General features: G+C 43.1%; 24 protein-coding genes. 10 read left to right on the forward strand and 14 right to left on the reverse strand.

Features of this window, described 5'->3' with window-relative positions:
* Positions 1-35 precede the first annotated feature (35 nt).
* The gene (locus VK179_17470; protein ID HLO60544.1) at positions 36-536 is read left to right on the forward strand and encodes a hypothetical protein; all 501 of its coding nucleotides are present in this window, start codon (positions 36-38) and stop codon (positions 534-536) included.
* 36 nt (positions 537-572) lie between these two features.
* Here VK179_17470 and VK179_17475 read toward each other — a convergent pair whose 3' ends face one another.
* From VK179_17475 to purN, 4 genes are all read right to left on the reverse strand, one after another.
* On the reverse strand, positions 573-2,918 hold the full coding sequence (locus VK179_17475) for a TonB-dependent receptor (GenBank protein ID HLO60545.1): 2,346 nt from the start codon (positions 2,916-2,918) through the stop codon (positions 573-575).
* A gap of 341 nt (positions 2,919-3,259) precedes the next feature.
* Positions 3,260-3,982, reverse strand: a complete 723-nt coding sequence (locus tag VK179_17480; GenBank protein ID HLO60546.1) for a tRNA threonylcarbamoyladenosine dehydratase — start codon at positions 3,980-3,982, stop codon at positions 3,260-3,262.
* Between the two features lie 3 nt (positions 3,983-3,985).
* Complete coding sequence (locus VK179_17485; protein ID HLO60547.1) at positions 3,986-4,657, reverse strand: TatD family hydrolase; 672 nt, start codon at positions 4,655-4,657, stop codon at positions 3,986-3,988.
* 119 nt (positions 4,658-4,776) lie between these two features.
* On the reverse strand, positions 4,777-5,364 hold the full coding sequence (purN, locus tag VK179_17490) for a phosphoribosylglycinamide formyltransferase (GenBank protein ID HLO60548.1): 588 nt from the start codon (positions 5,362-5,364) through the stop codon (positions 4,777-4,779).
* A gap of 156 nt (positions 5,365-5,520) precedes the next feature.
* Here purN and VK179_17495 point away from each other — a divergent pair, with 156 nt between their 5' ends.
* The 4 genes from VK179_17495 to VK179_17510 all read left to right on the forward strand — a co-directional run bounded on the left by VK179_17495 (position 5,521) and on the right by VK179_17510 (position 8,445).
* Positions 5,521-5,760, forward strand: coding sequence for an acyl carrier protein (locus VK179_17495; GenBank protein HLO60549.1), 240 nt, complete (start codon positions 5,521-5,523; stop codon positions 5,758-5,760).
* 28 nt (positions 5,761-5,788) lie between these two features.
* A complete protein-coding gene (gene fabF / locus VK179_17500) occupies positions 5,789-7,042 on the forward strand; it encodes a beta-ketoacyl-ACP synthase II (GenBank protein ID HLO60550.1) in 1,254 nt (417 codons plus the stop codon).
* Between the two features lie 2 nt (positions 7,043-7,044).
* On the forward strand, positions 7,045-7,767 hold the full coding sequence (gene rnc, locus VK179_17505; GenBank protein HLO60551.1) for a ribonuclease III: 723 nt from the start codon (positions 7,045-7,047) through the stop codon (positions 7,765-7,767).
* Between the two features lie 231 nt (positions 7,768-7,998).
* Positions 7,999-8,445 carry an IPExxxVDY family protein gene (locus VK179_17510; GenBank protein HLO60552.1) on the forward strand — a complete coding sequence of 149 codons (447 nt, stop codon included), beginning with the start codon at positions 7,999-8,001 and terminating at the stop codon, positions 8,443-8,445.
* 163 nt (positions 8,446-8,608) lie between these two features.
* On the opposite strand, the gene VK179_17515 is transcribed toward VK179_17510, so the two are convergent.
* The 3 genes from VK179_17515 to VK179_17525 form a co-directional block, all read right to left on the reverse strand.
* Positions 8,609-9,013, reverse strand: coding sequence for a biopolymer transporter ExbD (locus VK179_17515; protein HLO60553.1), 405 nt, complete (start codon positions 9,011-9,013; stop codon positions 8,609-8,611).
* A 2-nt stretch (positions 9,014-9,015) separates the two neighbouring features.
* The gene (locus VK179_17520; GenBank protein HLO60554.1) at positions 9,016-9,705 is read right to left on the reverse strand and encodes a MotA/TolQ/ExbB proton channel family protein; all 690 of its coding nucleotides are present in this window, start codon (positions 9,703-9,705) and stop codon (positions 9,016-9,018) included.
* A 74-nt stretch (positions 9,706-9,779) separates the two neighbouring features.
* Positions 9,780-10,577, reverse strand: a complete 798-nt coding sequence (locus tag VK179_17525) for a TonB family protein (protein ID HLO60555.1) — start codon at positions 10,575-10,577, stop codon at positions 9,780-9,782.
* Positions 10,578-10,885: 308 nt separating this feature from the next.
* Here VK179_17525 and VK179_17530 point away from each other — a divergent pair, with 308 nt between their 5' ends.
* Together VK179_17530 and VK179_17535 are read left to right on the forward strand one after the other, a co-directional pair.
* On the forward strand, positions 10,886-12,310 hold the full coding sequence (locus VK179_17530) for a HAMP domain-containing sensor histidine kinase (protein ID HLO60556.1): 1,425 nt from the start codon (positions 10,886-10,888) through the stop codon (positions 12,308-12,310).
* The gene (locus VK179_17535) at positions 12,297-12,986 is read left to right on the forward strand and encodes a response regulator transcription factor (protein HLO60557.1); all 690 of its coding nucleotides are present in this window, start codon (positions 12,297-12,299) and stop codon (positions 12,984-12,986) included. The genes VK179_17530 and VK179_17535 overlap by 14 nt, the downstream gene beginning before the upstream one ends.
* A 113-nt stretch (positions 12,987-13,099) precedes the next feature.
* Here the strand turns inward: VK179_17535 and groL are convergent, their stop codons facing one another.
* The 6 genes from groL to VK179_17565 form a co-directional block, all read right to left on the reverse strand.
* Positions 13,100-14,734 (reverse strand): chaperonin GroEL, encoded by a 1,635-nt coding sequence (groL, locus tag VK179_17540; protein ID HLO60558.1) that lies wholly within the window; start codon positions 14,732-14,734, stop codon positions 13,100-13,102.
* 24 nt (positions 14,735-14,758) lie between these two features.
* Positions 14,759-15,040 (reverse strand): co-chaperone GroES, encoded by a 282-nt coding sequence (locus VK179_17545; GenBank protein ID HLO60559.1) that lies wholly within the window; start codon positions 15,038-15,040, stop codon positions 14,759-14,761.
* Between the two features lie 260 nt (positions 15,041-15,300).
* Positions 15,301-15,681, reverse strand: coding sequence for a preprotein translocase subunit SecG (gene secG / locus VK179_17550; GenBank protein ID HLO60560.1), 381 nt, complete (start codon positions 15,679-15,681; stop codon positions 15,301-15,303).
* Between the two features lie 6 nt (positions 15,682-15,687).
* Positions 15,688-16,623 carry a tetratricopeptide repeat protein gene (locus tag VK179_17555; GenBank protein HLO60561.1) on the reverse strand — a complete coding sequence of 312 codons (936 nt, stop codon included), beginning with the start codon at positions 16,621-16,623 and terminating at the stop codon, positions 15,688-15,690.
* A gap of 7 nt (positions 16,624-16,630) precedes the next feature.
* The gene (locus tag VK179_17560) at positions 16,631-17,158 is read right to left on the reverse strand and encodes an LptE family protein (GenBank protein HLO60562.1); all 528 of its coding nucleotides are present in this window, start codon (positions 17,156-17,158) and stop codon (positions 16,631-16,633) included.
* A gap of 4 nt (positions 17,159-17,162) precedes the next feature.
* Positions 17,163-18,386 (reverse strand): sigma-54 dependent transcriptional regulator, encoded by a 1,224-nt coding sequence (locus VK179_17565; GenBank protein ID HLO60563.1) that lies wholly within the window; start codon positions 18,384-18,386, stop codon positions 17,163-17,165.
* A gap of 93 nt (positions 18,387-18,479) precedes the next feature.
* On the opposite strand from VK179_17565, the gene kdsB reads away from it, so the two are divergent.
* Both kdsB and VK179_17575 read left to right on the forward strand, forming a co-directional pair.
* Positions 18,480-19,229 carry a 3-deoxy-manno-octulosonate cytidylyltransferase gene (kdsB, locus tag VK179_17570; protein ID HLO60564.1) on the forward strand — a complete coding sequence of 250 codons (750 nt, stop codon included), beginning with the start codon at positions 18,480-18,482 and terminating at the stop codon, positions 19,227-19,229.
* A 122-nt stretch (positions 19,230-19,351) separates the two neighbouring features.
* Positions 19,352-20,452: a cellulase family glycosylhydrolase gene (locus VK179_17575; GenBank protein HLO60565.1), complete on the forward strand. Its 1,101-nt coding sequence runs from the start codon at positions 19,352-19,354 to the stop codon at positions 20,450-20,452.
* Positions 20,453-20,506: 54 nt separating this feature from the next.
* Here the strand turns inward: VK179_17575 and VK179_17580 are convergent, their stop codons facing one another.
* On the reverse strand, positions 20,507-21,742 hold the full coding sequence (locus tag VK179_17580) for a glycosyltransferase N-terminal domain-containing protein (GenBank protein HLO60566.1): 1,236 nt from the start codon (positions 21,740-21,742) through the stop codon (positions 20,507-20,509).
* A gap of 123 nt (positions 21,743-21,865) precedes the next feature.
* Here VK179_17580 and VK179_17585 point away from each other — a divergent pair, with 123 nt between their 5' ends.
* Positions 21,866-22,462, forward strand: a complete 597-nt coding sequence (locus VK179_17585; protein ID HLO60567.1) for a superoxide dismutase — start codon at positions 21,866-21,868, stop codon at positions 22,460-22,462.
* The last annotated feature ends 167 nt before the right edge of the window (positions 22,463-22,629 follow it).

Raw genomic sequence — 22,629 nt, forward strand, 5'->3', positions numbered from 1 at the left:
AACAATTCATTTTCTAAATCTCTAAATCTAACCGCATGAAGCCTGTATTATTTATTTTATCGCTTGCATCATTGATTGCCTGCAGCACCCAGCCAAAACCCATGACCGATACACAGCTGAAAGCCGTTATTGAAGAAGGACAGCCAGTGATTAAGGCCTATATGGATGCACTTAAAACATTTGATGTGCCAGAATTAATTGCTTTATCAGATACTGCGGATAGCAATTTCATGATGGTTGTTGTTGGCAATGTAATAAGAACAAAAGATATTACCGGAACAGTAGGCTCGCTGTCAGGACAGTCTTTTGTCACCAAAGAAGAAAAATATTTAGTGCTCAGCCCGGCTGAATTCATTTACTACTGGCACGGGGCCAATGATGTATACCTTAAAACCGGTGATACCATTAAAGTGCCTGAGTACTTCTCAAGTTGGTTTTTCCACAAAGTAAACGGTGAATGGAAAATATTATACGGTCATGAGTCACAGCCCTTACCAACAAGCGCCCTGGCAGCAGCCGATTCAACTGCAAAATAACATCAAAAATGCCGGTTTATATACCGGCATTTTTCATTAAAACCTTATTCTCCATAACATTACAGGAACTATTCCCATTTGAGAGGCCTCTTCAATTTTGCCTGAATCTGGGTTATACATATTGAAGAACCGGTTTTTATGGTTTGTAAGGTTGGTAATATCAATTGCCCATTCCTGACTGTATTTTTTACGGTTCATCTTGAATGCAATTCTCAGGTCGGCCCTGTAATAATCACTGTTTGGCTTGTCAAAGGCATGGGCATAATCGTAAACGGTTTCACCTTCCTGCTGTGACTGTGCAAAATCAATCGGTATCGAGCGCATCCCCCCTGCCCATGTGAATTTCAGATCAGCCGTAATTGCCTGTTGTTTTGGCAGCTTAAATTCATAACCACCCAGCACGTTCAACACATAGTTCCCGTTATAGGCGGTATTTCGCAAAACATTGTCGCTTCCCCTGTATTTCGAATCAAAAACCGAAAGGGTAGCCAGGTAATAATAATTACCCGACAAAAATCTTTCAAGCGTGAGTTCAATTCCCAGGTTTCTTCCTTTGCCTTTGTTCACGAGGCTGTCGAGGTTCATGTCGTAATAACCCCCATCGGAATTGATTACCGAAATGGAGGACGGATACCTTTTAACAGGTATGTCATACAATGCCTGGTAGTATGCTTCGGTCTTCAGTCTCAGGTTTTCGTTGATCAGTACGTTGTAACCCAGCACCAGGTGCCTGCTTTTTGAAAATTTAAGGTCAAGATTCGGCTGGGTGTAAACACGGTTTATTGTATCGGTGAGGACTTCCCTGAAATATATGGTCCTGGGTTGCATCTGGCTGTGGAGACCGAATCCCAGGCTCAGCGAATTGGTTTCATTCATCTGCCATTGCAATGAAATTCGGGGTTCCAGTGCCAGCTCTTTGTTCAGGTTAACCTTTTGCGCATGCAACCCCGCCACATACGAGAACTTGTCGGAGAATTTATGCTGCCATTGGGCATATGCCTGTACAAGGTTCACATTGCCGCTGTAATCATACAGATGAACAAAAACGAAACTTTCTTTCAAATAGGTACTGTCAAGGTATCCCATTGAAATGGCCTCAAGATTGATTCCTGCAATCAGGTTATCCTTTGAGCCCAGTTTGCTTCGCAATTCCTCCGAAACAAACAGCTTTGATTCATGAGAATCATTGCCATAATCAGTATCCTTGATATCATTTTTAAAAGAATTGCTGTTTGTGCTGTTTCCCGAATAAGTTCCGGCAATTGTTGTTTTAAGTCTTGAATTTTCTTTAAACCTCAATATATGGGAAACGCCTGCTACACCGGTTGTTGAAGCATAATTGGTATAGGTGCTCCGGTTGTACTCGTTTTTGTCTTCACTGAAAGTAATGTGATTTTTACCGCCAAGGGCAAATACGGATATTCTTCCCAACTTTGCAGAAGGAATGTCTATCTTCAGCGCAAGATCCTGGTAATACGGCACGGCACCTACGCCGATATCAATTCCCAGGGCATCAAAAACGCCCATTGTTGAATACCTGTAATTGGCGAGGTACGAAGCATTTGATTTTTTCGAGAAGGGCCCTTCAGCACCGAGTTCGAACCCGTTAAATCCCACCTGCCCCATGTATTCTCTCTTTTCGTTATTTCCATTGCGGATTCCGAGATCAAACACACCTGAAAAAGCATTTCCATATTGAGACGGAAAGGCACCGCTGAAAAAATCGGAATTGCTGAGCACGTTGTTGTTGAGCATGCTGATGGGGCCGCTTGTGGAACCCATGTCCCCAAAGTGGTTGGGATTCGGAATCGGCACTCCTTCGAGCTTCCAGAGTAATCCTGATGGGGAGTTACCTCTTACAATAATGGCGTTAACCTGGTCGGAACCCACCATCACACCGGCGAAATTCTGGGTCATCCTGGCCGGGTCGCCCCAGCTACCGGCATATCTTTCAGTTTGCTCAATCGTGAAGGAACGGGCGCTCACCATGGCCATATCGTTGAGCGGCTTGTCACGCCTGGAGTTTGCCTTTACAATGACAGCCTGTGTTTCGATCACATTTTCTTCAAGAGGTATTTTAAGCACAAGCTCTTTGCCGGAGATCAGTTCAATGGCTGACAGGGTTACAGTTTTGTAACCAATAAAGCTTACCTGCAGGGAAAGTCGGCCCACAGGTACCTTTTCAAGCCTGAATTGTCCTTTTTCATTGCTTGTAGTGCCGGTCAACGGGTTGGAATTCAGAATAACAACTGAGGCACCCACAACCGGTGTTTCTGTAGTGGCTTCCACAACAGTGCCACGGATTGTCTGAGTAATGGTTTGCGCCTGTGCATTGAGCATGATCGTGAGAAGGCAGATTATGCCTGTTAGAAATTTTGTCATGATAAGGGTTTTTAATTATGGACAAGATTTTTGCAACAAGGTTGCAGGGATTATTTACGATTTACGATTTGGGATTTACGATTTGGGATTTACGATTTGCGAGTAAAACTAATATCGTATTCTTGATGACGATAGGTCTAATCGGTAAGCTATGGAAAGTAAAAGGTAACCGGTATTTAGTAACCGGTATTCAGTAATCGGTAATCGGTATTCAGTAATTGGTATTCAGTAATCGGTAATCGGTAATCGGTAATCGAAAATCGGTTACAGGGAATAAACGAAGCGTAGTTGCAAACTACGCTCAGTGTTAACGCTCAGGGTGACCTTCGTTAATCGTAAATCTAAAATCGTAAATCTATTAGATTCCTTATAACCACGGATGCGCAGTAACATCCGAAAACCGGAGGCATATACGATATTGTGCCTACAACCGATCTTTTGTTTTCTTCACCGGTTACCTCACGGATGGCTTTTTTGCTTACCGGTTCGGGGGAATACACTACGGTTATGCCGTTGAAAATTCCCTGCCTGTGAAGGTATTTGCGTACCATATAGGCAAATTTGCAGTGATGCGATTCAGAAATGTCTGCAATGGCAACTGATTCAGGTGCGATTCTCCCTCCCGAGCCCATTGAGCTGACTACACGGTGTCCTTTTTTTACAGCCGCGGCAATCAGGAAGACCTTAGGAGTAAGTGTGTCGATGGCATCCACCACGTAATCGAACGGTTGATCCATGATGGCTTCAAACTTATCCTCTTTCAGGTATTCCGAAATAACATGCAATTTAATTCCGGGGTTAATATCGGTGAGCCTCGCAGAAAACAGGTCGGCCTTTTTCTTTCCTTCATTGCTTTCAAGGGCAATCACCTGGCGGTTCCTGTTTGAAATGGTAACCACATCCCCGTCAATGACAGTCATTTCACCGATTCCGGCACGGCAAAGCTGCTCTGCGGCATATCCGCCTACTCCGCCCAATCCGGCGACCAGTACGTGTGCCCGGTTCAGTTTATCCGTATTTTCCTTGCCTATAAGAAGCTCTGTGCGGCTTAACCAATGATCCATATTCTATAGTGTATGAAAACAGCGGACGAAGTTATCCATAATTTGTTTCTGCAAATCCGTAACGGTTGTATTTCTCAGCGATGCCGCCCTGGCATACACATCCTGTATGGAATACCCGGCATCATCGGTTTCAAAAAAGAGGTTTTCGGGAGGAATTTGCTGAAATAGCCTGAAGGCTTTGCTTCGTTCATTGAAAAGCATGTGGCCGAACGACAGGTAGCAGTTTTTCTTCATCAGCTGACGGGCAATTGAGATATCAGCGTTGAACCAGTGGAATATCCAGGGAATTTTGGGATCGAATGACTTACGGTAAGCGAGCATTTCACTGTAGGAACGCACACAATGGATGATTACGGGCTTTTTGACAGCCTTTGCCAATTTCAGATGCGAAGCGAATACCTCTTTCTGTAAATCATAATTCACTTCTATGGCCTTGTCCAGTCCCGTTTCCCCAATTGCAATTACATCTGCTGACTTTGAGAGGTGTTCAACCGTTTTCAACTGATCCTTACAGGTTGATTCAGAAAGATGCCAGGGATGGAGGCCAACAGACTTAGAGCATGGCAGGCTCATGTTTTCAGCCTGGTATGGAAACACATTCAGAACAACACGCGTACCCGGTGTGGTATACCAGGTATGAGCATGAATATCGATATAATATAAGGTCTGATCCATATGGTTGTTTGATTCAATAGCCCCGGCATTCACCAGCCCCGGCATTCACTTGTCCCTGCATTCAATAGCCCCGGCCTTCAGGCCGGGTTAGCAAAACCGGTACCACTAGTACCCGGCCTTCAGGCCGGATCCGGTTCCGATAATATGGTCTCCTTAATCACCTTCGGGAAATACTCATATTCGAGTGCATGAACCCTTTCTGCAAGACTTTCAGCGGTATCATCAGGGTGAACCGGGCATTTAGCCTGAAATATGGTGTCGCCCCTGTCGTATTCGGGGTCTACATAATGGATGGTTATTCCTGAGAATTTTTCTTTGGCTGCTATGACAGCCTCATGCACATGATGGCCATACATTCCTTTGCCTCCATAGTCCGGTAGCAGGGCCGGGTGGATGTTAATTATGCGGCGCTGATAGTGTTGCATAAGGTTGGCGGGGACAAGCCACAGGAATCCGGCAAGAATAATCCAGTCGATTTCTCTCTGTTTCAGATATTCAAGTACCGTATCGCGATGATAAAAATCATCGCGGTTAAAAATAAGGAACGGTACATTATGCTTCTTTGCACGCTCAATAACGAAGGCATCAGGACGGTTTGTACAGATGCATGAAACCCTTATCATTGGCTCGTTCTGGAAGTATGCGATTATATTCGCAGCGTTGGTGCCGGAGCCCGAAGCAAACAGGGCAAGATTGACTGTCTTCATTAACAAAATATTAAAAATCAATACAATATAATCAATAATACCGTCGATAACGGTCAGAAATCAAAGAAAAATTCAAATTTGTTTGTTTTTTCCTTATTATTGCATTTTCTTTGCACAACATTTTTAAAAATTAAGTAACAATTAAAATTTGGTATTATGTCAGACATTGCATCTAGAGTAAAAGCTATTATTGTTGACAAATTAGGTGTTGATGAAAGCGAAGTAACCCCCGAAGCCAGTTTTACAAATGATTTGGGTGCTGATTCACTGGATACCGTTGAACTGATCATGGAATTTGAAAAAGAATTCAATATCGGAATTCCCGACGATGCTGCAGAAAACATTGCTACCGTTGGCGATGCCATCAAGTACATTGATGAAAACGTAAAGAAGTAAATTTTATTTTTTCTCAAACTATCACTTTATGGAGTTAAAGCGAGTAGTGGTTACCGGCCTTGGAGCGGTGACTCCCTTAGGTAATAATGTGGATGATTATTGGAATGGTTTAGTTAATGGTGTAAGTGGAGCTGATTTAATTACTCGTTTTGACACTGAAAATTTCAAGACAAAGTTTGCCTGTGAAGTTAAAAACTTCAAACCCGAAGATTACTTCGATCGAAAAGAACAGAAGAAATACGACCTTTTCACTGTATTTGCCCTTGTAGCTGCCGACCAGGCAGTGGTTGATTCAGGTATGAATCTGGAAACTGTCGACAAGGACAGAGTTGGAGTAATCTTTGGTTCAGGCATCGGTGGATTCAATACTTTTCTGAATGAAGTCAGGGATTATTTCAAGGGTAATGGTATACCCCGGTTCAATCCTTTCTTCATTCCCAAAATGATCTCCGATATTGCTGCCGGGCATATTTCGATTAAATATGGATTCCGCGGTCCCAATTATGCCACCGTATCAGCCTGCGCTACCGCTACAAACGCCATTATAGACGCTTATAACCTGATCCGCTTAGGGAAAGCCGATATATTTGTAACAGGAGGTTCCGAAGCCGGTATTTGTGAGCCCGGGATCGGAGGTTTCAATGCCATGCATGCGCTTTCAACAAACAATGAAGAATATAAGACCGCATCCAGGCCATTCGACAAAACCCGCGATGGTTTTGTAATGGGTGAAGGAGGCGGAGCCCTGATTCTTGAAGAATACGAACATGCCAAAGCACGCGGTGCTAAAATTTATGCTGAACTCATCGGAAGCGGACTTTCAGCAGATGCTCACCATCTTACTGCTCCTCATCCCGAAGGTATTGGTGCCACGCTGGTTATGAAGCATGCCATTGAAGATGCAGGAATAAAACCTGAGGATATAGATTACGTCAATGTTCACGGCACATCCACACCGCTCGGTGACATTTCGGAAACAAAGGCTATTATTTCGGTTTTCGGAGAACATGCCTATAAGCTGAACATCAGTTCAACAAAATCAATGACCGGACATTTGCTTGGTGCTGCAGGGGCAATTGAAGCCATAGCTGCTATCCTTGCGATAAAATTTAATACAATTCCGCCAACAATTAACTTTTCTCATCCGGATGAGGAAATCGATGCCAAACTGAACCTTACTTTTAACAAAGCGCAGCAACGTACTGTAAATACTGCACTCAGCAATACTTTCGGTTTTGGCGGACATAATACGTCGGTTATATTCAGAAAATATTCTGCTTAACAGTGTTAAAATCCCTGATTCGAGCCAATCGTTACCTGTTCCCCCCCGAAAAAAGCTTTGTCAGGCAACTTAAAAGAATCCTGGGTTTCAGACCCCGAAATCTGAAGCTCTATCAACTTGCTTTCGTTCATAAATCAGCCTCGCATATTGTTTTCAACGACGCCAAGCTGAACAATGAACGGCTTGAATTTCTCGGCGATGCCATCCTTGACGCCCTTGTAGGCGAATACCTTTTCCGGAGATTTCCCGATAAAGAAGAAGGGTTCCTTACTCAAACCCGTTCCAAACTTGTTAACCGTGATAATCTGAATCACCTTGCCATTAAACTCGGGATAAGCGAGATGATCATTTCTAAATTATCCCGTGACAATCATAAATCGGTTTACGGCGATACGCTAGAGGCGCTTATTGGTGCCCTGTACCTGGATAAGGGTTATGTTAAGACAAAAGAAATTGTGCTTGAAAGAATAATCCAGAGCGATATAAATATTAACCGGCTGCTTTCTACGGAGACTGATTTCAAAAGCCGGGTTATTGAGTGGGGCCAGAAGAATAAAAAGGCAATCAGTTTCACCAGTTTTGAGGAAACCGAGGAACAAAGCAATTCCCCGCTATTCATTACTCATCTCTTTGTAGTGGACGATGTGGTAGGAAGAGGCAGCGGATCATCCAAAAAAGAAGCCGAACAAAACGCCGCACGTCAGGCGTTGCAGTTGTTGGAATAGGGTGCATATATCCCCGTCATTGCGAGGAGCATGGCAAATCATTGATTATAATAGTAATAAATGCGACGAAGCAATCTGCCGGCACCAGCAGAGCGTTGCAAAAACCGGTTACTGAATTTCGAATACTGCTTTTTTTAAGGTACTGCCTGTTCAGTGCAGATTGCTTCTGACCGTAGGAACCGGTCATCGCAATGACGTGCTATTTATTATATTTGTACTTTAATTCTCCTCATGCCCGAACCAAACGACAAAAAGAAGACTGTAAAGCTTAAAGTGGCTAAGGATATCCATTTTAAGATGATCGGCATTTCGTGTCATGAAAACGACTACAGGCTTGTTTGGGCGATCAATGAAAATATGAAGTTACAGTTCCTCAGGATCGGCAACCTTGTCGTTCACAATACAAAAATTCAGGAAGACCTTGAATTCAGCCGGTACCTCTTTGATGACGAAGACCGGTATATGAAATACTACCTCATTGCCAACCGTTGTCCCGATGGATTCTTATTCCCTGAAGTACGTAATCTTGATTTTGTACTGCAGATTGTTGGTGAAATCACTCCGACAGAACTGAAGGAACTTGAAACAAAGATCAAATCGATTGATGTAGTTTCAACGGCGTTTATACTGCAGCCGGAGAAAATAAAGGGAATTAGGGAGATTACATTTGAGGTGTGAAAACAACCTGACAGCGTCCGGAGGATCTGTAAGCGTTGTTTTTATAAATCTATTTGAGTCCGGTTGTTTTTGGTTTCAGAACCATTAATTACAATACAGGTGCTAAATTTCGAGGACAATAATCACAACGCTGACAGGTTCTCCGGACGCTGTCAGGTTGTGATTATTGTCCCCCCGTCTTTTCCGTTGCAAGGATCATTTTGATCCCGAGGTTGCTGCCTATTTGCAGTACATCCACAAGATCCTGGATGGTCAATGTGGCATCGGCCCTTACAACGATGGTTACATCCGGCAGTTTATCCTTTATTGCCCCCAGTTCCGTTGTGAGATCCTGGTATATAACAGGCTTGTCGTCGATGTAATACATTTTATTTTTGGTAACGGAAAGGGTCATCTGCTTTTTGGCAATTGTCTGGGTTGAATTGGCCTTTGGCAGGAATAACCTGATGACATGAGGATTGGCAAACGTTGACACAATCAGAAAGAACAGCAGTAAAAAAAACATGATGTCATTCAGAGAGGCCGTTGCCACTTCCACCTTAAACTCGTGTCGTCTTTTGATCTTCATATTTACTTGCTCACAATGTTCATAAACTCGAACGCCTCTTCCTCAACCTGCGAAATGAACCGGTCAATTCGCATATTGAGGATGTGATAGCCGGTAAACGCTATGATACCCACAATAAGTCCGCTTCCGCTTGAGATCATCTTTTCATACAAACCACCTGAAATAATTCCGATACTTATGTTATCGGTGAGCGAAATGTTATAGAATATCTTTATAATACCTGAAATGGTTCCGATGAATCCAAGCATCGGCGCAATTCCGGCGATAAGGCCCAGATAACCGAGATTCCGGCTTACTCTTGCCACTTCGATATTGCTTGCTGATTCCAGAGTACTTTCAATTTCATCGGGTGATTTGCCTATCTTATGGATCACTTTGCTGAATATTCGGGAATAGGATGACTGATCCTGGTTAAGATGTTTTTCAGCAGCTTTCAGATCGCCTTTCCTGAGCTGATCATTGAAGTAATTCACAAAGCCCGGATCAATTGCAAGTGAATGCCGCAGATCGAGCGATTTTTTAACGATGAGATAAACTGCAATTATGGATAAAATAACGATGGGGATCAGAATATATCCGCCCTTCAGAAATAACGAAAGAAAAGAGATCTGACCGGTAGCGGATTTGTTTGAAAGTTCAACTGCGTATTCGGAACCTGTGGATTGTGCAAGAAGCAAAATAGTGGTAATCATATTTTAGTTTTTCAGTTCAGTAATAACGTAAATTTTCAGGTTGGAGGTACAAAAATAATAAACTGTTTTTCAGTTCAACCTGCAGGTATGAAATTAATAGGCATTCTGAACATGAAATTTATTGGTTTGCCACGCATCATGCCGGGTTTCCAGGGAGGCATGTTCTGAATGGTTTTAATGGCTTCCTGGTCGATTATCGGATTTACTCCCTTTTCAACCTTAACATTGGTTACTTTACCCGATTTATTTATGACGAAACTGACAATCACAACGCCGTGAATTTTCTGCTTTAAAGCCAATGGCGGATACCGTAAATTCTTTTCCACATAAAGGGTTACATTTCCTCCGGAAAATTCAGGTATACGGTCAAATGCCCCGCTTCCTCCCATTCCGCTGCCGTCACCCGGCAGAAATCCGCCAAATGCCGTGCTGTCATCCACGAACAACCCTCCCAAATCATTTTCCACGCTGGCATCTTTGGGCTCTTCGGGAGGAGGAATGAACTGCTCAACAGGCGGCTTATCCGTGATTATAAAATTCTTTTCAGATTGCGAGGGTTTGCTTGCAGGTAAGTCCTGTGGAAGCTTCTGACTCCGCCCCATATACGCATCCAGCTCTTCTTTTGTCAATAGCGATCCGGGCACAGTTTTAAGATAAGGTGAATTGCCTGATGCCACATAAATGTTCTCATCGCCAGCCACATTATAATACCAGTAAGAAATCAGTGAGATCGAAAGGAAAACAGTGAGTGATACGGCAAAACCAATACCCACGCGGATATAATATTTTTTTCTGAGCCTGTAGGAACCATACTCTTTGTTCCTGTTCTCAAAAACCATATCATCTATGCTGTCTCTTCCCTGAGATCTCATCTCTTACAAACGGGTACTCTAATCAATCGTAAATGTATGTAATGCCATCAAATTTCGTACAGAAAATTATGTATAATTAAAAGCCCCGCCTTCCTGACGGGGCTTTTTCACCCTAACCATACCGGTTAATTTATACAGATAACGTATTATACCAAAAAACAACATTTTCGGGGAAGAAAATACTGTTTATAACAAACTTATTTGTTTGCTTAGCTAAGTTAATACTACTTATAACCCTTTGAATGTCTTAACTGTTAAAGTTTGTTAAATGCTTAAAGAGAAAATGTTATAGAAGTATCTTTGTTTACATGAGTAAACGGTTAATCTGGATTGTCACGGTTTTCATGAGCCTTGCCATGGCATCCTTAATCATGGTTCAGGCATATTGGATTAAAAACGCATATGCTGTAAAAGACAAACAGTTTGAGCAGCTTATTACACGATCCATGATCGACATTACAAATGAAATTGAAACGCTTGAAATAGCCAAAATTTCCTCCCGACTTTCGCATCCGTTATCCGATTCGGTAAACATTGGTTTACAACAATCGGGCCAGCCGGTGAAAGCAAACCCCGCAGCAGCAGGTAAAAACAAGGACACACGCGAATTGCTTAATAACCGCAGGGAATTTATTGACCGGATTATTACATCCATGTACTTTGCTTCTCCCGACATTGAGAAAAGAATCAGTAAACAGGAAATGGAAGGGGTGATCCATAAAGTACTCACAGAATCCGATATTGACATTCCTTTCGAATATGCAGTGGTTCGCTGGAACAACGATACCGCTTACCAGTCGGACGCGTATGATCCGTTTGCACCTGAAGAATATTACACGGTTCAGTTGTTCCGCAATGCATCGTATGTGAACCCCAATTATCTTAAAATTTACTTTCCCGACAAAAAAGAATTCGTATTTCAGTCACTCGGCTATCTTGCCATATCCTCGCTGTTGCTTACGATGGCTATTCTTTTCAGCTTTGCCATTACGGTATTTATCATGTTCAGGCAAAAGCGGCTTTCTGAAATCAGGAACGACTTCATCAGCAACATGACACATGAACTGAAGACACCGATTTCAACCATATCCCTGGCCTCACAGATGCTGGGAGATACCAGCATTCCGGTTGAACTCAAAAATACTTCGCAGATATCCAAGATCATTTCGGAAGAATGCAGGCGACTTGGAAGCCAGGTTGAAAAGGTACTGCAAACGTCGGTATTCGATAAAGGCAAGATCAGGCTGAGGTTAACCGAAGTCAACATGCATGAAATCATTTCAGGTGTGGTGGATAACTTTTCGATACAGGTAAAAAGCAGGAGCGGAAAAATCACCACCTCTCTGAACGCTCAGAATTTTATCCTGCATGCCGACCAGGTTCATGTAACCAATGTGATGTCGAATTTGTTAGATAATGCCATCAAGTACACAACAAGGGAGCCTGAAATTTCAGTTGAAACCGAAAATGTTATGGAATTCTTTGTGATAACTGTAAAAGATAACGGAATTGGGATTTCAAGGGCAGATCAGAAGCGCATATTTGAAAAGTTCTACAGGGTTCCCACAGGAAACATCCATACTGTAAAGGGTTTCGGATTAGGATTGAGTTATGTTAAGATGGTAACAGAAGCCCATAATGGCTATGTTGAGGTTCAAAGTGAATTATACCAGGGAAGTGCTTTTAAAATTTTCTTACCTTTAATAGATATTGAAACACATGCAAAAGGTTAAAATTCTTCTTGCCGAGGACGATGAAAATCTGGGAATGCTTCTGCGCGAGTACCTCATCGTAAAGAACTATGATGCCGACTGGTTTATTAACGGGGAAAAGGCATATAAAAGCTTTGTAAAGACGCATTATGATTTGTGTGTCCTTGACGTTATGATGCCGGTTAAAGACGGTTTTACACTGGCCCGGGAGATCAGGATGACCAACTCGGATATTCCGATTATTTTTCTTACTGCGAAATCTCTTAAGGAAGATATCATTGAAGGATTCAAGTCGGGTGCTGATGATTATATCAGTAAACCTTTCAGCATGGAAGAATTGCTGTTCAGGGTTGAGGCCGTGCTTCGCCGCACCAAGAAAGACCTTTCAGGCGCAGCACAGACCGAATACAAGATCGGCGATTATATGTTCTATCCGAACACTCAGCTTCTGAAACACGGAAATGAAGAGCACAAGCTCACAACCAAGGAATCAGATCTTTTAAAACTCCTGTGTGCCAATAAGAATACAATACTCGACAGGAATTTTGCGCTGAAGACAATCTGGGTTGATGACAATTATTTCAACGCGCGCAGCATGGATGTGTACATTGCAAAACTCCGGAAATTCCTGAAGGAAGATCCAAAGGTTCAGATTATAAATGTGCACGGGAAAGGGTTTAAATTAATAGAAAGCTAATGTGCTATTGTGCTAATGTGCTAATGTGCTAATTCGTCGCACAGTTTCTAACCCCCTAAACAGCTAATAAGCTAAACAGCTAAAAAAAAACCCCGCAAATGCGGGGTCTTTTTTTACATCATTCCACCCATTCCGCCGGGACCGCCCATAGGGGCAGGGGCTTCTTTTTCGGGTTTCTCAGCCACAACACATTCGGTGGAGAGGAACATTCCGGCGATGGAAGCAGCGTTTTCAAGAGCTACGCGGGCTACCTTGGTAGGATCGATAACTCCTGCTGCAAATAAAGGCTCGAACTTATCATCCTGGGCATTGTAGCCAAAGTCATTCTTGCCTTCTTTAATTTTCTGAACAATTACTGAACCTTCGAGACCTGCATTTTCAACAATCTGCCTGGCGGGTTCTTCGAGTGCCCTCTTAATGATGGCAATACCTGTGTTCTGGTCTTCATTGGATCCGGTCAGATTCTCAATTGCTTTGATTGAACGGATATAGGCAACACCACCACCCGGTATAATTCCTTCTTCAACAGCTGCACGGGTTGCACTCAAAGCGTCTTCAACGCGGGCTTTCTTTTCCTTCATTTCAACTTCGGAAGCAGCACCTACGTAAAGGACAGCAACACCACCGGCTAATTTCGCAAGCCTTTCCTGCAGTTTTTCCCTGTCATAATCTGATGTGGTAGTTTCCATCTGTGATTTAATCTGTTTGATGCGGCCTTCAATGTTCTTCTTGTCGCCGGCACCATTCACAACGGTTGTATTTTCCTTGTCGATTACCACTTTTTCAGCTTTACCGAGCATATCCAGTTTAGCACCGTCGAGGGTCAGACCTTTTTCTTCAGAAATTACAACACCGCCTGTAAGGATAGCAATATCCTCAAGCATTTCTTTTCTCCTGTCGCCAAAGCCCGGAGCTTTAACAGCAGCAATCTTGAGTGAACCTCTCAGTTTGTTTACAACCAGGGTGGCGAGTGCTTCACCATCGATATCCTCGGCAATGATAAGGAGCTGACGGCCCTGCTGAGCAATAGGCTCAAGAACCGGAAGCAGATCTTTCATTGTGGAGATCTTCTTATCAGTGATCAGGATGAGTACGTTCTCAAGAACAGCTTCCATCTTATCGGAATCGGTGATAAAATAGGCTGAAATATAGCCGCGGTCAAACTGCATACCTTCAACAACATCCACATGGGTTTCAGTTCCTTTTGCTTCTTCAACGGTAATAACGCCTTCTTTCTTCACTTTGCCCATGGCTTCAGCGATAAGTTTGCCGATATTGTGGTCATTATTTGCTGAAATAGAAGCAACCTGCTCAATCTTGGTGATATCTTCACCAATGGCCTGTGATTGTTTCTTCAGGTCCTCGATAACTGCCAAAACGGCTTTGTCAATCCCTCTTTTCAGATCCATCGGGTTTGCACCGGCTGTAACGTTTTTCAAACCTACAGTTACTATCGACTGGGCAAGAACAGTCGCTGTTGTGGTGCCATCACCTGCATCATCATTGGTTTTAGAAGCTACTTCTTTCACAAGCTGAGCGCCAATATTTTCAAAAGCTTCTTCAAGTTCAATTTCTTTTGCTACAGTAACTCCGTCCTTGGTAACGAGGGGAGCGCCGAACTTCTTGTCAAGAATGACATTGCGGCCCTTGGGTCCAAGGGTAACCTTAACTGCATTGGCGAGCTGGTCAACACCTTTTTTCAGTTGTTCACGAGCTTCAATATTAAATTTGATTTCTTTAGCTGCCATTTTATAGATTATTTAAGAGGATTATTATTCAACAACATAAAGTATATCCGACTGATTCATGAGCAGATAGTCATTTCCTTCGATTGTAAGTTCAGTGCCGGAATATTTTCCGTAAAGAACCACATCACCTGTTTTTACAATTACAGGCTCGTCTTTCTTCGGTTCACCAACCTTAACAACTTCACCTTTCTGCGGTTTTTCTTTTGCAGAATCAGGAATGATAATCCCACTGGCTGTTTTTTCTTCGGCCGGGAAAGGTTTTATCAAAACCTTGCCTGCATTAACTTTTCCTTTAATATTTGCCATGTTATAATTGATTTTAGAGTTAAACTTTCCAGTCTAAAGGTTGCAAAGCATTTATCGAATTTTATGCCAAATGTAATTTTTAAGAATTTTCGGCTTTTCGAATGTCAGAATTACAGCCGGACCCTAAGTATATTACAGGCAAAGTTACGATAAGTTCAAGACAATCAGTATGAAATCAAGCAATACTTCATTTACAGGGAATAAAAAAAAAGTGTCAGCATTATGACATACTGACACTCGGCTCATATGATGTTTTTGGTTTATTTCTCAGGTTGAGGCTGCTCAGTACCCTGTTGCTGTCCCTGCTCAGGTTGTGCAGGAGCTGTAGGATATGCCGGAATGTTTGTGCCCGGATCTGCTGCTGTATGCTCATCAATCTGTTCCTGGATCCTTGATTGTCTGCCTTCAACTTCATCAGTTCCACGAGGCATCAGAGTAGCCAGGATACTCAGTACGATAACTGCTGCTGCAAGGCCCCAGGTAGTCTTTTCAATAAAATCAGCCGTACGCTTAACTCCCATGAACTGGTTTGAAGCGGAAAAACCCGATGCAAGTCCGCCACCTTTTGGATTCTGAACCAGAACAATGAGGATCAGAAGAATACATGCAAAAACGATTATGCCAATTATTAGTCCGAACATTTTGATTTACTGTTTATTCGTTAATTTTTTAATTTCTTCAATTTGACTCGCAAAGTAATCACTTTTTTCCGGATATTTCAAAATTAATTTTTCGTAAGCAAATATGGCTTTGCTGTAATATCCCTGTTTGATATAGATCTTTGCCAGGGTATCGGTAAATATGCCATCATGCTCTTTTACGCTGTCTTCTGAAATATCTATATTGGGCCGGCCGTCTGTTACCGGCATGATGCGCGGATTGCTTTCAATGAATTTTTCAATAAGCTCATCCTTGTCCGGAACAATTACCTTTTCCTCCGGTTTGTCATCGGTTTCAATTATGAACAAATCTTCATCAGTTGCCGGCTCTGCATATTCTTTATCAAAATTGATGCCGATTTCAGGCACCAGTTCTTCTTCTGCAGGATTAACCAGTTCAAGCTCCTCAAGTTGCCAGGAAAGCAGGTTGGATATGTTGCTTCGCAATGTATGACTATCTGATTTCAGCTCAGCCTGTTTTTCTTCAACCGGTTCTGTTGTTTCAGCTGCCGCTTCCGAAATAACGGGATCAAGTTCAACTACATTCTCCTCTGACTCTTCATTTATCTGTTTTGTCTCCTGAATTTCTGTTTGAAGCTCGCTTCCCTGTGGATCTTCGGAATCTTCATTCAACTCCGGATTTCCGGCAGTTTCCGTTTCATTTTCAGCAGGATGGATTTCAATTTCTTCATCCATCGGGTACAAGAGATCATACAATATCTTCCGGTCGGTTACATACACTGCCGCCGACTGCATCTCTGATTCCCAGTCCGGGCTTCCCATGAGGAACTTCTTTCTGACTGTTAAAAGCCTTGCCGTCTGGAAATACGGATACTGTTCCTTTAATTCCTCAAGTTCTCCGAGACTCAAATGATCGAGTTTCCCGGGGTCAGCCATTAATTCAATAATCGTTTCCCTTTGCATACGGGGTTTACCAGTTTACAAATGCCCTTTTATAGATGTCATCCAACAATTCATCCATTATTTCTTTTGTCAGCTCAGACTTTACACTTTCAAAACCTGATCCTGAAACATTGTAAAGTTTATATCTCGAAAAGCTGGCTTCAAAATCAAGGTCGGGATTTACATTGCATGTATATCTGACCTTTATGGTAATGGTGAATTTGTTTTGAGCAGCCTGATCGCCGGCAACAACGGTTGAAGGAGTGCTTGGCTCGTAACCGGTGATAACGGCTTCAAAATCATTATCTCCGGTATTATTTACCATGATCAGGTTAGTGTTATTTCTGAGGTAATCCTTTAATGAATTGGTTACATCCTGGCTCAGTCCCGGTTCCACCAGACGCGCCTGGTTCTCTACAAACTGCACTGAGAAAGTTTTGCCGGGGATCTGTCCTCCTCCTTTTGTATCGTATTTCAGACTGAAACATGAACTGCCCAGCATTCCGGAAAGGATGATCAGCAGAAAAGATGTGATGTGTGAAACGCTGCAACGCATAATGTTATTCGATGTTATATTCCTTTATTTTCCGGTAAAGTGTTCTTTCTGATATTCCAAGTTCAGCGGCAGCATATTTTCGTTTGCCCCCGTGACGTTCAAGAGCTTTCCGTATCAATTCAATCTCTTTATCAGCAAGCGATAATGATTCCTCAATGATCTCCTGTGTATCTTGTATATCGTGAATTTCACGGGGCATATCAAATCTCCTGCTCTGCTTTTCCTCAGGAATAATAGGCTCCACATCATGAACGTACTTGGGTATCATATGAGCGGCAGTTTCCTGGTCGGGACCTTTTACAATATTTTCATGCACCAGTTTCTTAAGATCGTTCATGTCATTGCGCATATCGAAAAGGATCTTATACAGGATCTCCCTCTCTGTTGCAAATGTCTTGCGATCCACACTGTCAAAAATAGCAGGCAGTTTCGAATCGGAATAGTCGGGCAGATACCGGTTCAGTACGTCGGATGTGATAAGCCTCTTTTCCTCAATAACGGAAATCTGTTCGGCTATATTTTTAAGCTGCCGTATATTGCCTGGCCAGCGATAGTTCGAAAGCATATCAACTGCATCTTCGGTAAGTGAAATCGGCGGCATACGGTTTCTTTCGGCAAAATCTACTGCAAATTTACGGAACAGCAGGGTTATGTCTTCCTTACGGTTTCTGAGAGGAGGAATCTCAATGGGAACTGAGCTCAGCCTGTAGAAAAGATCCTCACGGAAGCGGCCCTGCTGGATAGCGGACTGTACATCCACATTGGTGGCTGCGATAACCCTTACGTTTGTTTTAATCACTTTGGATGATCCTACCCGAATGAACTCACCGGTTTCAAGAACTCGCAGAAGCCTTACCTGTGTAGAAAGCGGCAGCTCGGCCACTTCGTCAAGAAAAATGGTTCCCCCGTTGGCTTCTTCGAAGTATCCTTTCCTGCTTTCATAAGCGCCGGTAAAAGATCCTTTTTCATGGCCGAATAATTCCGAATCAATTGTTCCTTCGGGAATGGCGCCGCAATTCACGGCTATATAGGTCCCATGCTTTCTCGAACTGTATTGGTGAATGATCTGGGGCATTACCTCTTTCCCTACACCGCTTTCCCCTGTAATCAGAACCGATAGATCGGTTGGTGCAACCTGCACGGCAATGTCGATTGCCCGGTTAAGAGATGGTGAATTTCCAATGATTCCGAAACGTTGTTTAATTTTAAATAAATCAGGTCTTTCCATGAATTGGTGACAATTTCCCGTTAAAATCTGACAAAATTACACATAATATTCGTTTTTTTGCATTTCATATCTGTCAAATATTCATGCTCTGGTATGGCAACTGACTTGAAATACATCGGGATCATTCCCGCGCGTTATGCATCCAGCCGCTTTCCCGGTAAGCCGCTGGCCGACATTAAAGGTAAATCAATGATCCGGAGGGTCTATGAACAGGCTTCAAAAGCACTGGAGGCTGTATTCGTAGCCACCGATGACCAGCGTATTTTCGATGCCGTAAAGGCTTTCGGGGGCAGGGTAGTGATGACATCACCTGAACATAAAAGCGGAACTGACAGGTGCACCGAAGCTGTGGTCAAAGCTGAAATTGAAACAGGAATTCATTATGATGTGGTGCTCAACGTGCAGGGCGATGAGCCATTTATTGCACCGGAACAACTTGAATTAGTGAAATCCTGTTTCGTTGAGCCGGATACCCAGATTGCCACGCTGGTTAAAAAAATTACTGATGAATCGGTACTTTTCGATCCTAACCGGCCGAAGGTGGTTGTCAATGCTGCAAATGAAGCTATTTATTTCAGCCGTTCCACCATTCCCTATGTCCGGAATTATGAATCGCAGAACTGGCTGAAGCACCATACCTATTATATGCATATCGGGCTGTATGCCTTCAGGCGTGATGTGTTGCCACAGATCACCTCGCTCCCGCAATCTCCGCTCGAACTGGCCGAATCACTTGAGCAGCTCCGGTGGATTGAAAACCGTTACCGCATTGCGGTAAGAGTTACGGAACATGAGAGCTTCGGTGTTGACACGCCGGAAGACCTTAAGAAGTTAAATGTTTGATGTTTATGGTTTGAAGTTTCACGCCATAACCCCAAACCTCAAACCCCAAACTTCAAACCTCAAACCTCAAACCCCAAACTTCAAACCTCAAACCTCAAACCTCAAACATAATACACTTTCCAATGAAAAATTTCAGGTTAACAATTATCGTAGTAAGTTTTGTTTTGTCTCTGTGGGGATGCAAACCACAGCCGGTATCAGAAATTAAGGAACGTCCGGTATGGTCAAAACAACAGGCGGCAGAATGGTATATTCAGCAAGGGTGGATGAGAGGATGCAACTTTATTCCCAGCACAGCTATCAACCAGCTCGAAATGTGGCAGGCTGAAACATTTGATACCGCCACAATCAATAAAGAACTGGGATGGGCTCATCATATCGGTCTGAACACCATGCGCGTCTTTCTTCATCATGTGGCATGGCAGGTTGATTCAGCCGGATTAAAGAAGCGAATTGGCACTTACCTCACCATTGCGGAAAATAATGGGATCAGAACAATCTTTGTATTGTTTGATGACTGCTGGAATCCGACATATGCGGCAGGTAAACAGCCGGATCCCAAACCCGGAGTGCATAATTCAGGATGGATACGTGATCCCGGAGACCTGCTTTACCAGGATACAGCATTGTTTGTTGTACTTGAGCATTACGAAAAAGACATTCTGCATAGTTTTGCCGGTGATAACCGTATTGTCATGTGGGATTTATACAACGAACCCGGGAATTCTGGATATGGCAACAAGTCATTGAATCTTCTGCAAAAGGCCTTCAAATGGGCACGTCAGGTAAATCCTTCACAGCCCGTTACATCGGGGGTTTGGAATATTACATTGCAGGATTTAAATAAATACCAGCTTGAGAACTCAGATGTCATCACATACCATGACTATAAAACAGATACCATACACAGGAAGACAATCGATTCGCTCAGGCTTTACGGCAGACCCCTTATCTGTACCGAATATATGGCGCGGAAACATAACAGCCGTTTCGATAATATAATGCCCATGCTGAAAGATGAAAATATCGGGGCTATTAACTGGGGGCTGGTAGCAGGTAAGACAAACACAATGTATGCCTGGGATGAGCCTATGCCTGATGGTTCCGAACCAAAATTGTGGTTTCATGAAATATTCCGAAAAGACGGAACCCCGTATAAGCAGGAAGAGGTGAATCTGATTATGGAACTAACCGGTGTGGAAGTTCCTGTGGAGGCCAAATAAAGTGTTTGAGGTTTGAAGTTTATGGTTTGAAGTTTCGACCCCCAACCTCAAACCTCAAACATTTTTCTTCAGGTAACTCACGATTTTTTTCGTAGCCCCCGAATTGGCGTACACATAATCACTTGCCCTTGATGATGCCAGGTCAAGGTTTGAATGAGATTCGAGGAGATTGTTGAGTACCGACTTAAGTTCTTCATAGGTGCCGGTGGAAAACGCACCACCGGCAGCTATTAATTCAATTGCTTCCCTGAATTTATTGAAGTTGGGACCGAATATCACGGGAAGTCCGAATACGGCCGCCTCCAGGATGTTATGAATTCCCTTTCCGAATCCGCCGCCAATGTAAGCGATTTGTCCATACCGGTATAGGGATGAAAGCATGCCGATGTTGTCGATTATAAGAACCCTGCTTTCTGAAAGCCTAGCTTCGTCAGCTTCTGAAAATAACACCGGCTCAACAGGAAATAGTTTAATTAGCCGGTTGATATGGCCGGCATCAATTTCATGAGGAGCTATAATCAATTTCATACGTTGCGGGGCTTCATTCATATAGGCCGAGAGCAACGCCTCATCCGGAGGCCAGGTGCTTCCGGCCACCAAACACGCGGATCCTTTACTGAAAAGTTTTGCTTTTTCAATATCGGTTGTTTTTGCAGCATTGGCGATCACCCTGTCAAACCGCGTATCTCCGGTGATTGTAACATTCTGAAAACCGATCCGGAGAAGGAGCTTTTCCGAAGAAGCATCCTGTACAAAGAAATGATTGAAAAACCCGAGTTCCTTCCTGAACCAGACAGCAAACCTCCTGAAAAAAACCTGGTTTTTCCTGAATTTGGCTGAAACCAGGTAAACCGGAATGCCTGACCTGTACAATTCCCTCAGGTGAAAATACCAGAACTCGTATTTTATAAAGAAAACAGCCCGGGGATTTACAATCCTTACAAATTCACGTGCGTTGTAGGCCGTGTCAAGCGGCATATAACAAACCATATCGGCTTTCGGGTAATTCTTCCTGATTTCATAACCCGAAGGCGAGAAAAAGGATAACAGGATACGCGCCTGAGGTATTTCAGCTTTAATGGCTTCAATTACCGGAATTCCCTGCTCAAACTCACCTAGTGAAGCGGCATGAATCCAAAAGACCGGGTTGTCGCCGGGTTGCCATTGTTTAAGTTTTGACTGCCAATCTTTCCTTCCTTTCATCCATAACCTGAGCTTCGGCCTGAAAAATGAAACCGGCCATAAAAACGCGTAAAACAGGTGTATTATTAATGTATAAAGCAGGGTCATGAGGTTAAACAAAAAATTGTACTGTGATTATTTTATTAAACTTTATGGTTAAACAAATGTTATTCGGTTAATGTTATTTAGAATAAATATAAATAGTATAAACAATTAAAATTAAAAATAATCATGGCTTTTGAATTACAACCTCTTGGATATGATTTTGCAGCTCTCGAGCCGCATATTGATGCCCGTACCATGGAGATTCACTACACCAAACATCACCAGGCTTATGTAAATAACCTTAACAATGCAGTTTCAGGAAGCGAATGGGAGAATAAAAGCATTGAGGAAATTTTAGCCAATGTTTCGAAACTGGCCCCTGCTGTGCGGAATAATGGCGGAGGACACTACAATCATACTTTTTTCTGGAAATTGCTTAAGGTTAATTCAGGGTCAGGTCCCTCGGGAGCTCTCCTGGATGCCATCAACGGGAGCTTCGGATCGGTTGATAAATTCAAGGAGCTATTCACCAATGCAGCCATGACGAGATTCGGATCGGGCTGGGCATGGCTTGTGAAAACAGGGAATGAACTTAAGGTTACTTCAACGCCTAACCAGGACAATCCTCTGATGGATCTTGCCGAGGTTAAGGGAACCCCTCTTCTCGGAGTTGATGTGTGGGAGCATGCCTATTACCTGAAATACCAGAACCGCAGGAATGAATATTTAGCTGCTTTCTGGAATGTTGTGAATTGGGAAGAAGTAAGTAGGAAACTTAAATAATGGGGCTATCCGCCCCCAGCCCTGCCTTCTTTGCGATGACCGGTTCCTACGGTCAGAAGCCCTGCCTGCCGGCAGACAGGAATCTGCCGGCATAGGCACAATATAATTCAAGGGTATAATTTCGCAAAAAATTTAATAGTTCTTGCAGTGAACCCTCCAATTGTTTA

Source organism: Bacteroidales bacterium (assembly GCA_035299085.1).
GTDB lineage: Bacteria > Bacteroidota > Bacteroidia > Bacteroidales > UBA10428 > UBA5072.

Excerpts from the sequence above, each read along its gene's own strand:
- fabF (HLO60550.1), top strand. The coding sequence starts at position 5,789 with ATGGAGTTAAAGCGAGTAGTGGTTACCGGCCTTGGAGCGGTGACTCCC.
- VK179_17565 (HLO60563.1), bottom strand. The coding sequence starts at position 18,386 with ATGGAAAGACCTGATTTATTTAAAATTAAACAACGTTTCGGAATCATT.
- VK179_17480 (HLO60546.1), bottom strand. The coding sequence starts at position 3,982 with ATGGATCATTGGTTAAGCCGCACAGAGCTTCTTATAGGCAAGGAAAAT.
- kdsB (HLO60564.1), top strand. The coding sequence starts at position 18,480 with ATGGCAACTGACTTGAAATACATCGGGATCATTCCCGCGCGTTATGCA.
- VK179_17470 (HLO60544.1), top strand. The coding sequence starts at position 36 with ATGAAGCCTGTATTATTTATTTTATCGCTTGCATCATTGATTGCCTGC.
- purN (HLO60548.1), bottom strand. The coding sequence starts at position 5,364 with ATGAAGACAGTCAATCTTGCCCTGTTTGCTTCGGGCTCCGGCACCAAC.
- VK179_17520 (HLO60554.1), bottom strand. The coding sequence starts at position 9,705 with ATGATTACCACTATTTTGCTTCTTGCACAATCCACAGGTTCCGAATAC.
- VK179_17510 (HLO60552.1), top strand. The coding sequence starts at position 7,999 with ATGCCCGAACCAAACGACAAAAAGAAGACTGTAAAGCTTAAAGTGGCT.
- groL (HLO60558.1), bottom strand. The coding sequence starts at position 14,734 with ATGGCAGCTAAAGAAATCAAATTTAATATTGAAGCTCGTGAACAACTG.
- VK179_17495 (HLO60549.1), top strand. The coding sequence starts at position 5,521 with ATGTCAGACATTGCATCTAGAGTAAAAGCTATTATTGTTGACAAATTA.
- VK179_17585 (HLO60567.1), top strand. The coding sequence starts at position 21,866 with ATGGCTTTTGAATTACAACCTCTTGGATATGATTTTGCAGCTCTCGAG.
- VK179_17515 (HLO60553.1), bottom strand. The coding sequence starts at position 9,013 with ATGAAGATCAAAAGACGACACGAGTTTAAGGTGGAAGTGGCAACGGCC.
- VK179_17545 (HLO60559.1), bottom strand. The coding sequence starts at position 15,040 with ATGGCAAATATTAAAGGAAAAGTTAATGCAGGCAAGGTTTTGATAAAA.
- VK179_17575 (HLO60565.1), top strand. The coding sequence starts at position 19,352 with ATGAAAAATTTCAGGTTAACAATTATCGTAGTAAGTTTTGTTTTGTCT.
- VK179_17580 (HLO60566.1), bottom strand. The coding sequence starts at position 21,742 with ATGACCCTGCTTTATACATTAATAATACACCTGTTTTACGCGTTTTTA.
- VK179_17525 (HLO60555.1), bottom strand. The coding sequence starts at position 10,577 with ATGAGATCTCAGGGAAGAGACAGCATAGATGATATGGTTTTTGAGAAC.
- VK179_17475 (HLO60545.1), bottom strand. The coding sequence starts at position 2,918 with ATGACAAAATTTCTAACAGGCATAATCTGCCTTCTCACGATCATGCTC.
- VK179_17530 (HLO60556.1), top strand. The coding sequence starts at position 10,886 with ATGAGTAAACGGTTAATCTGGATTGTCACGGTTTTCATGAGCCTTGCC.
- secG (HLO60560.1), bottom strand. The coding sequence starts at position 15,681 with ATGTTCGGACTAATAATTGGCATAATCGTTTTTGCATGTATTCTTCTG.
- VK179_17485 (HLO60547.1), bottom strand. The coding sequence starts at position 4,657 with ATGGATCAGACCTTATATTATATCGATATTCATGCTCATACCTGGTAT.
- VK179_17560 (HLO60562.1), bottom strand. The coding sequence starts at position 17,158 with ATGCGTTGCAGCGTTTCACACATCACATCTTTTCTGCTGATCATCCTT.
- VK179_17555 (HLO60561.1), bottom strand. The coding sequence starts at position 16,623 with ATGCAAAGGGAAACGATTATTGAATTAATGGCTGACCCCGGGAAACTC.
- VK179_17535 (HLO60557.1), top strand. The coding sequence starts at position 12,297 with ATGCAAAAGGTTAAAATTCTTCTTGCCGAGGACGATGAAAATCTGGGA.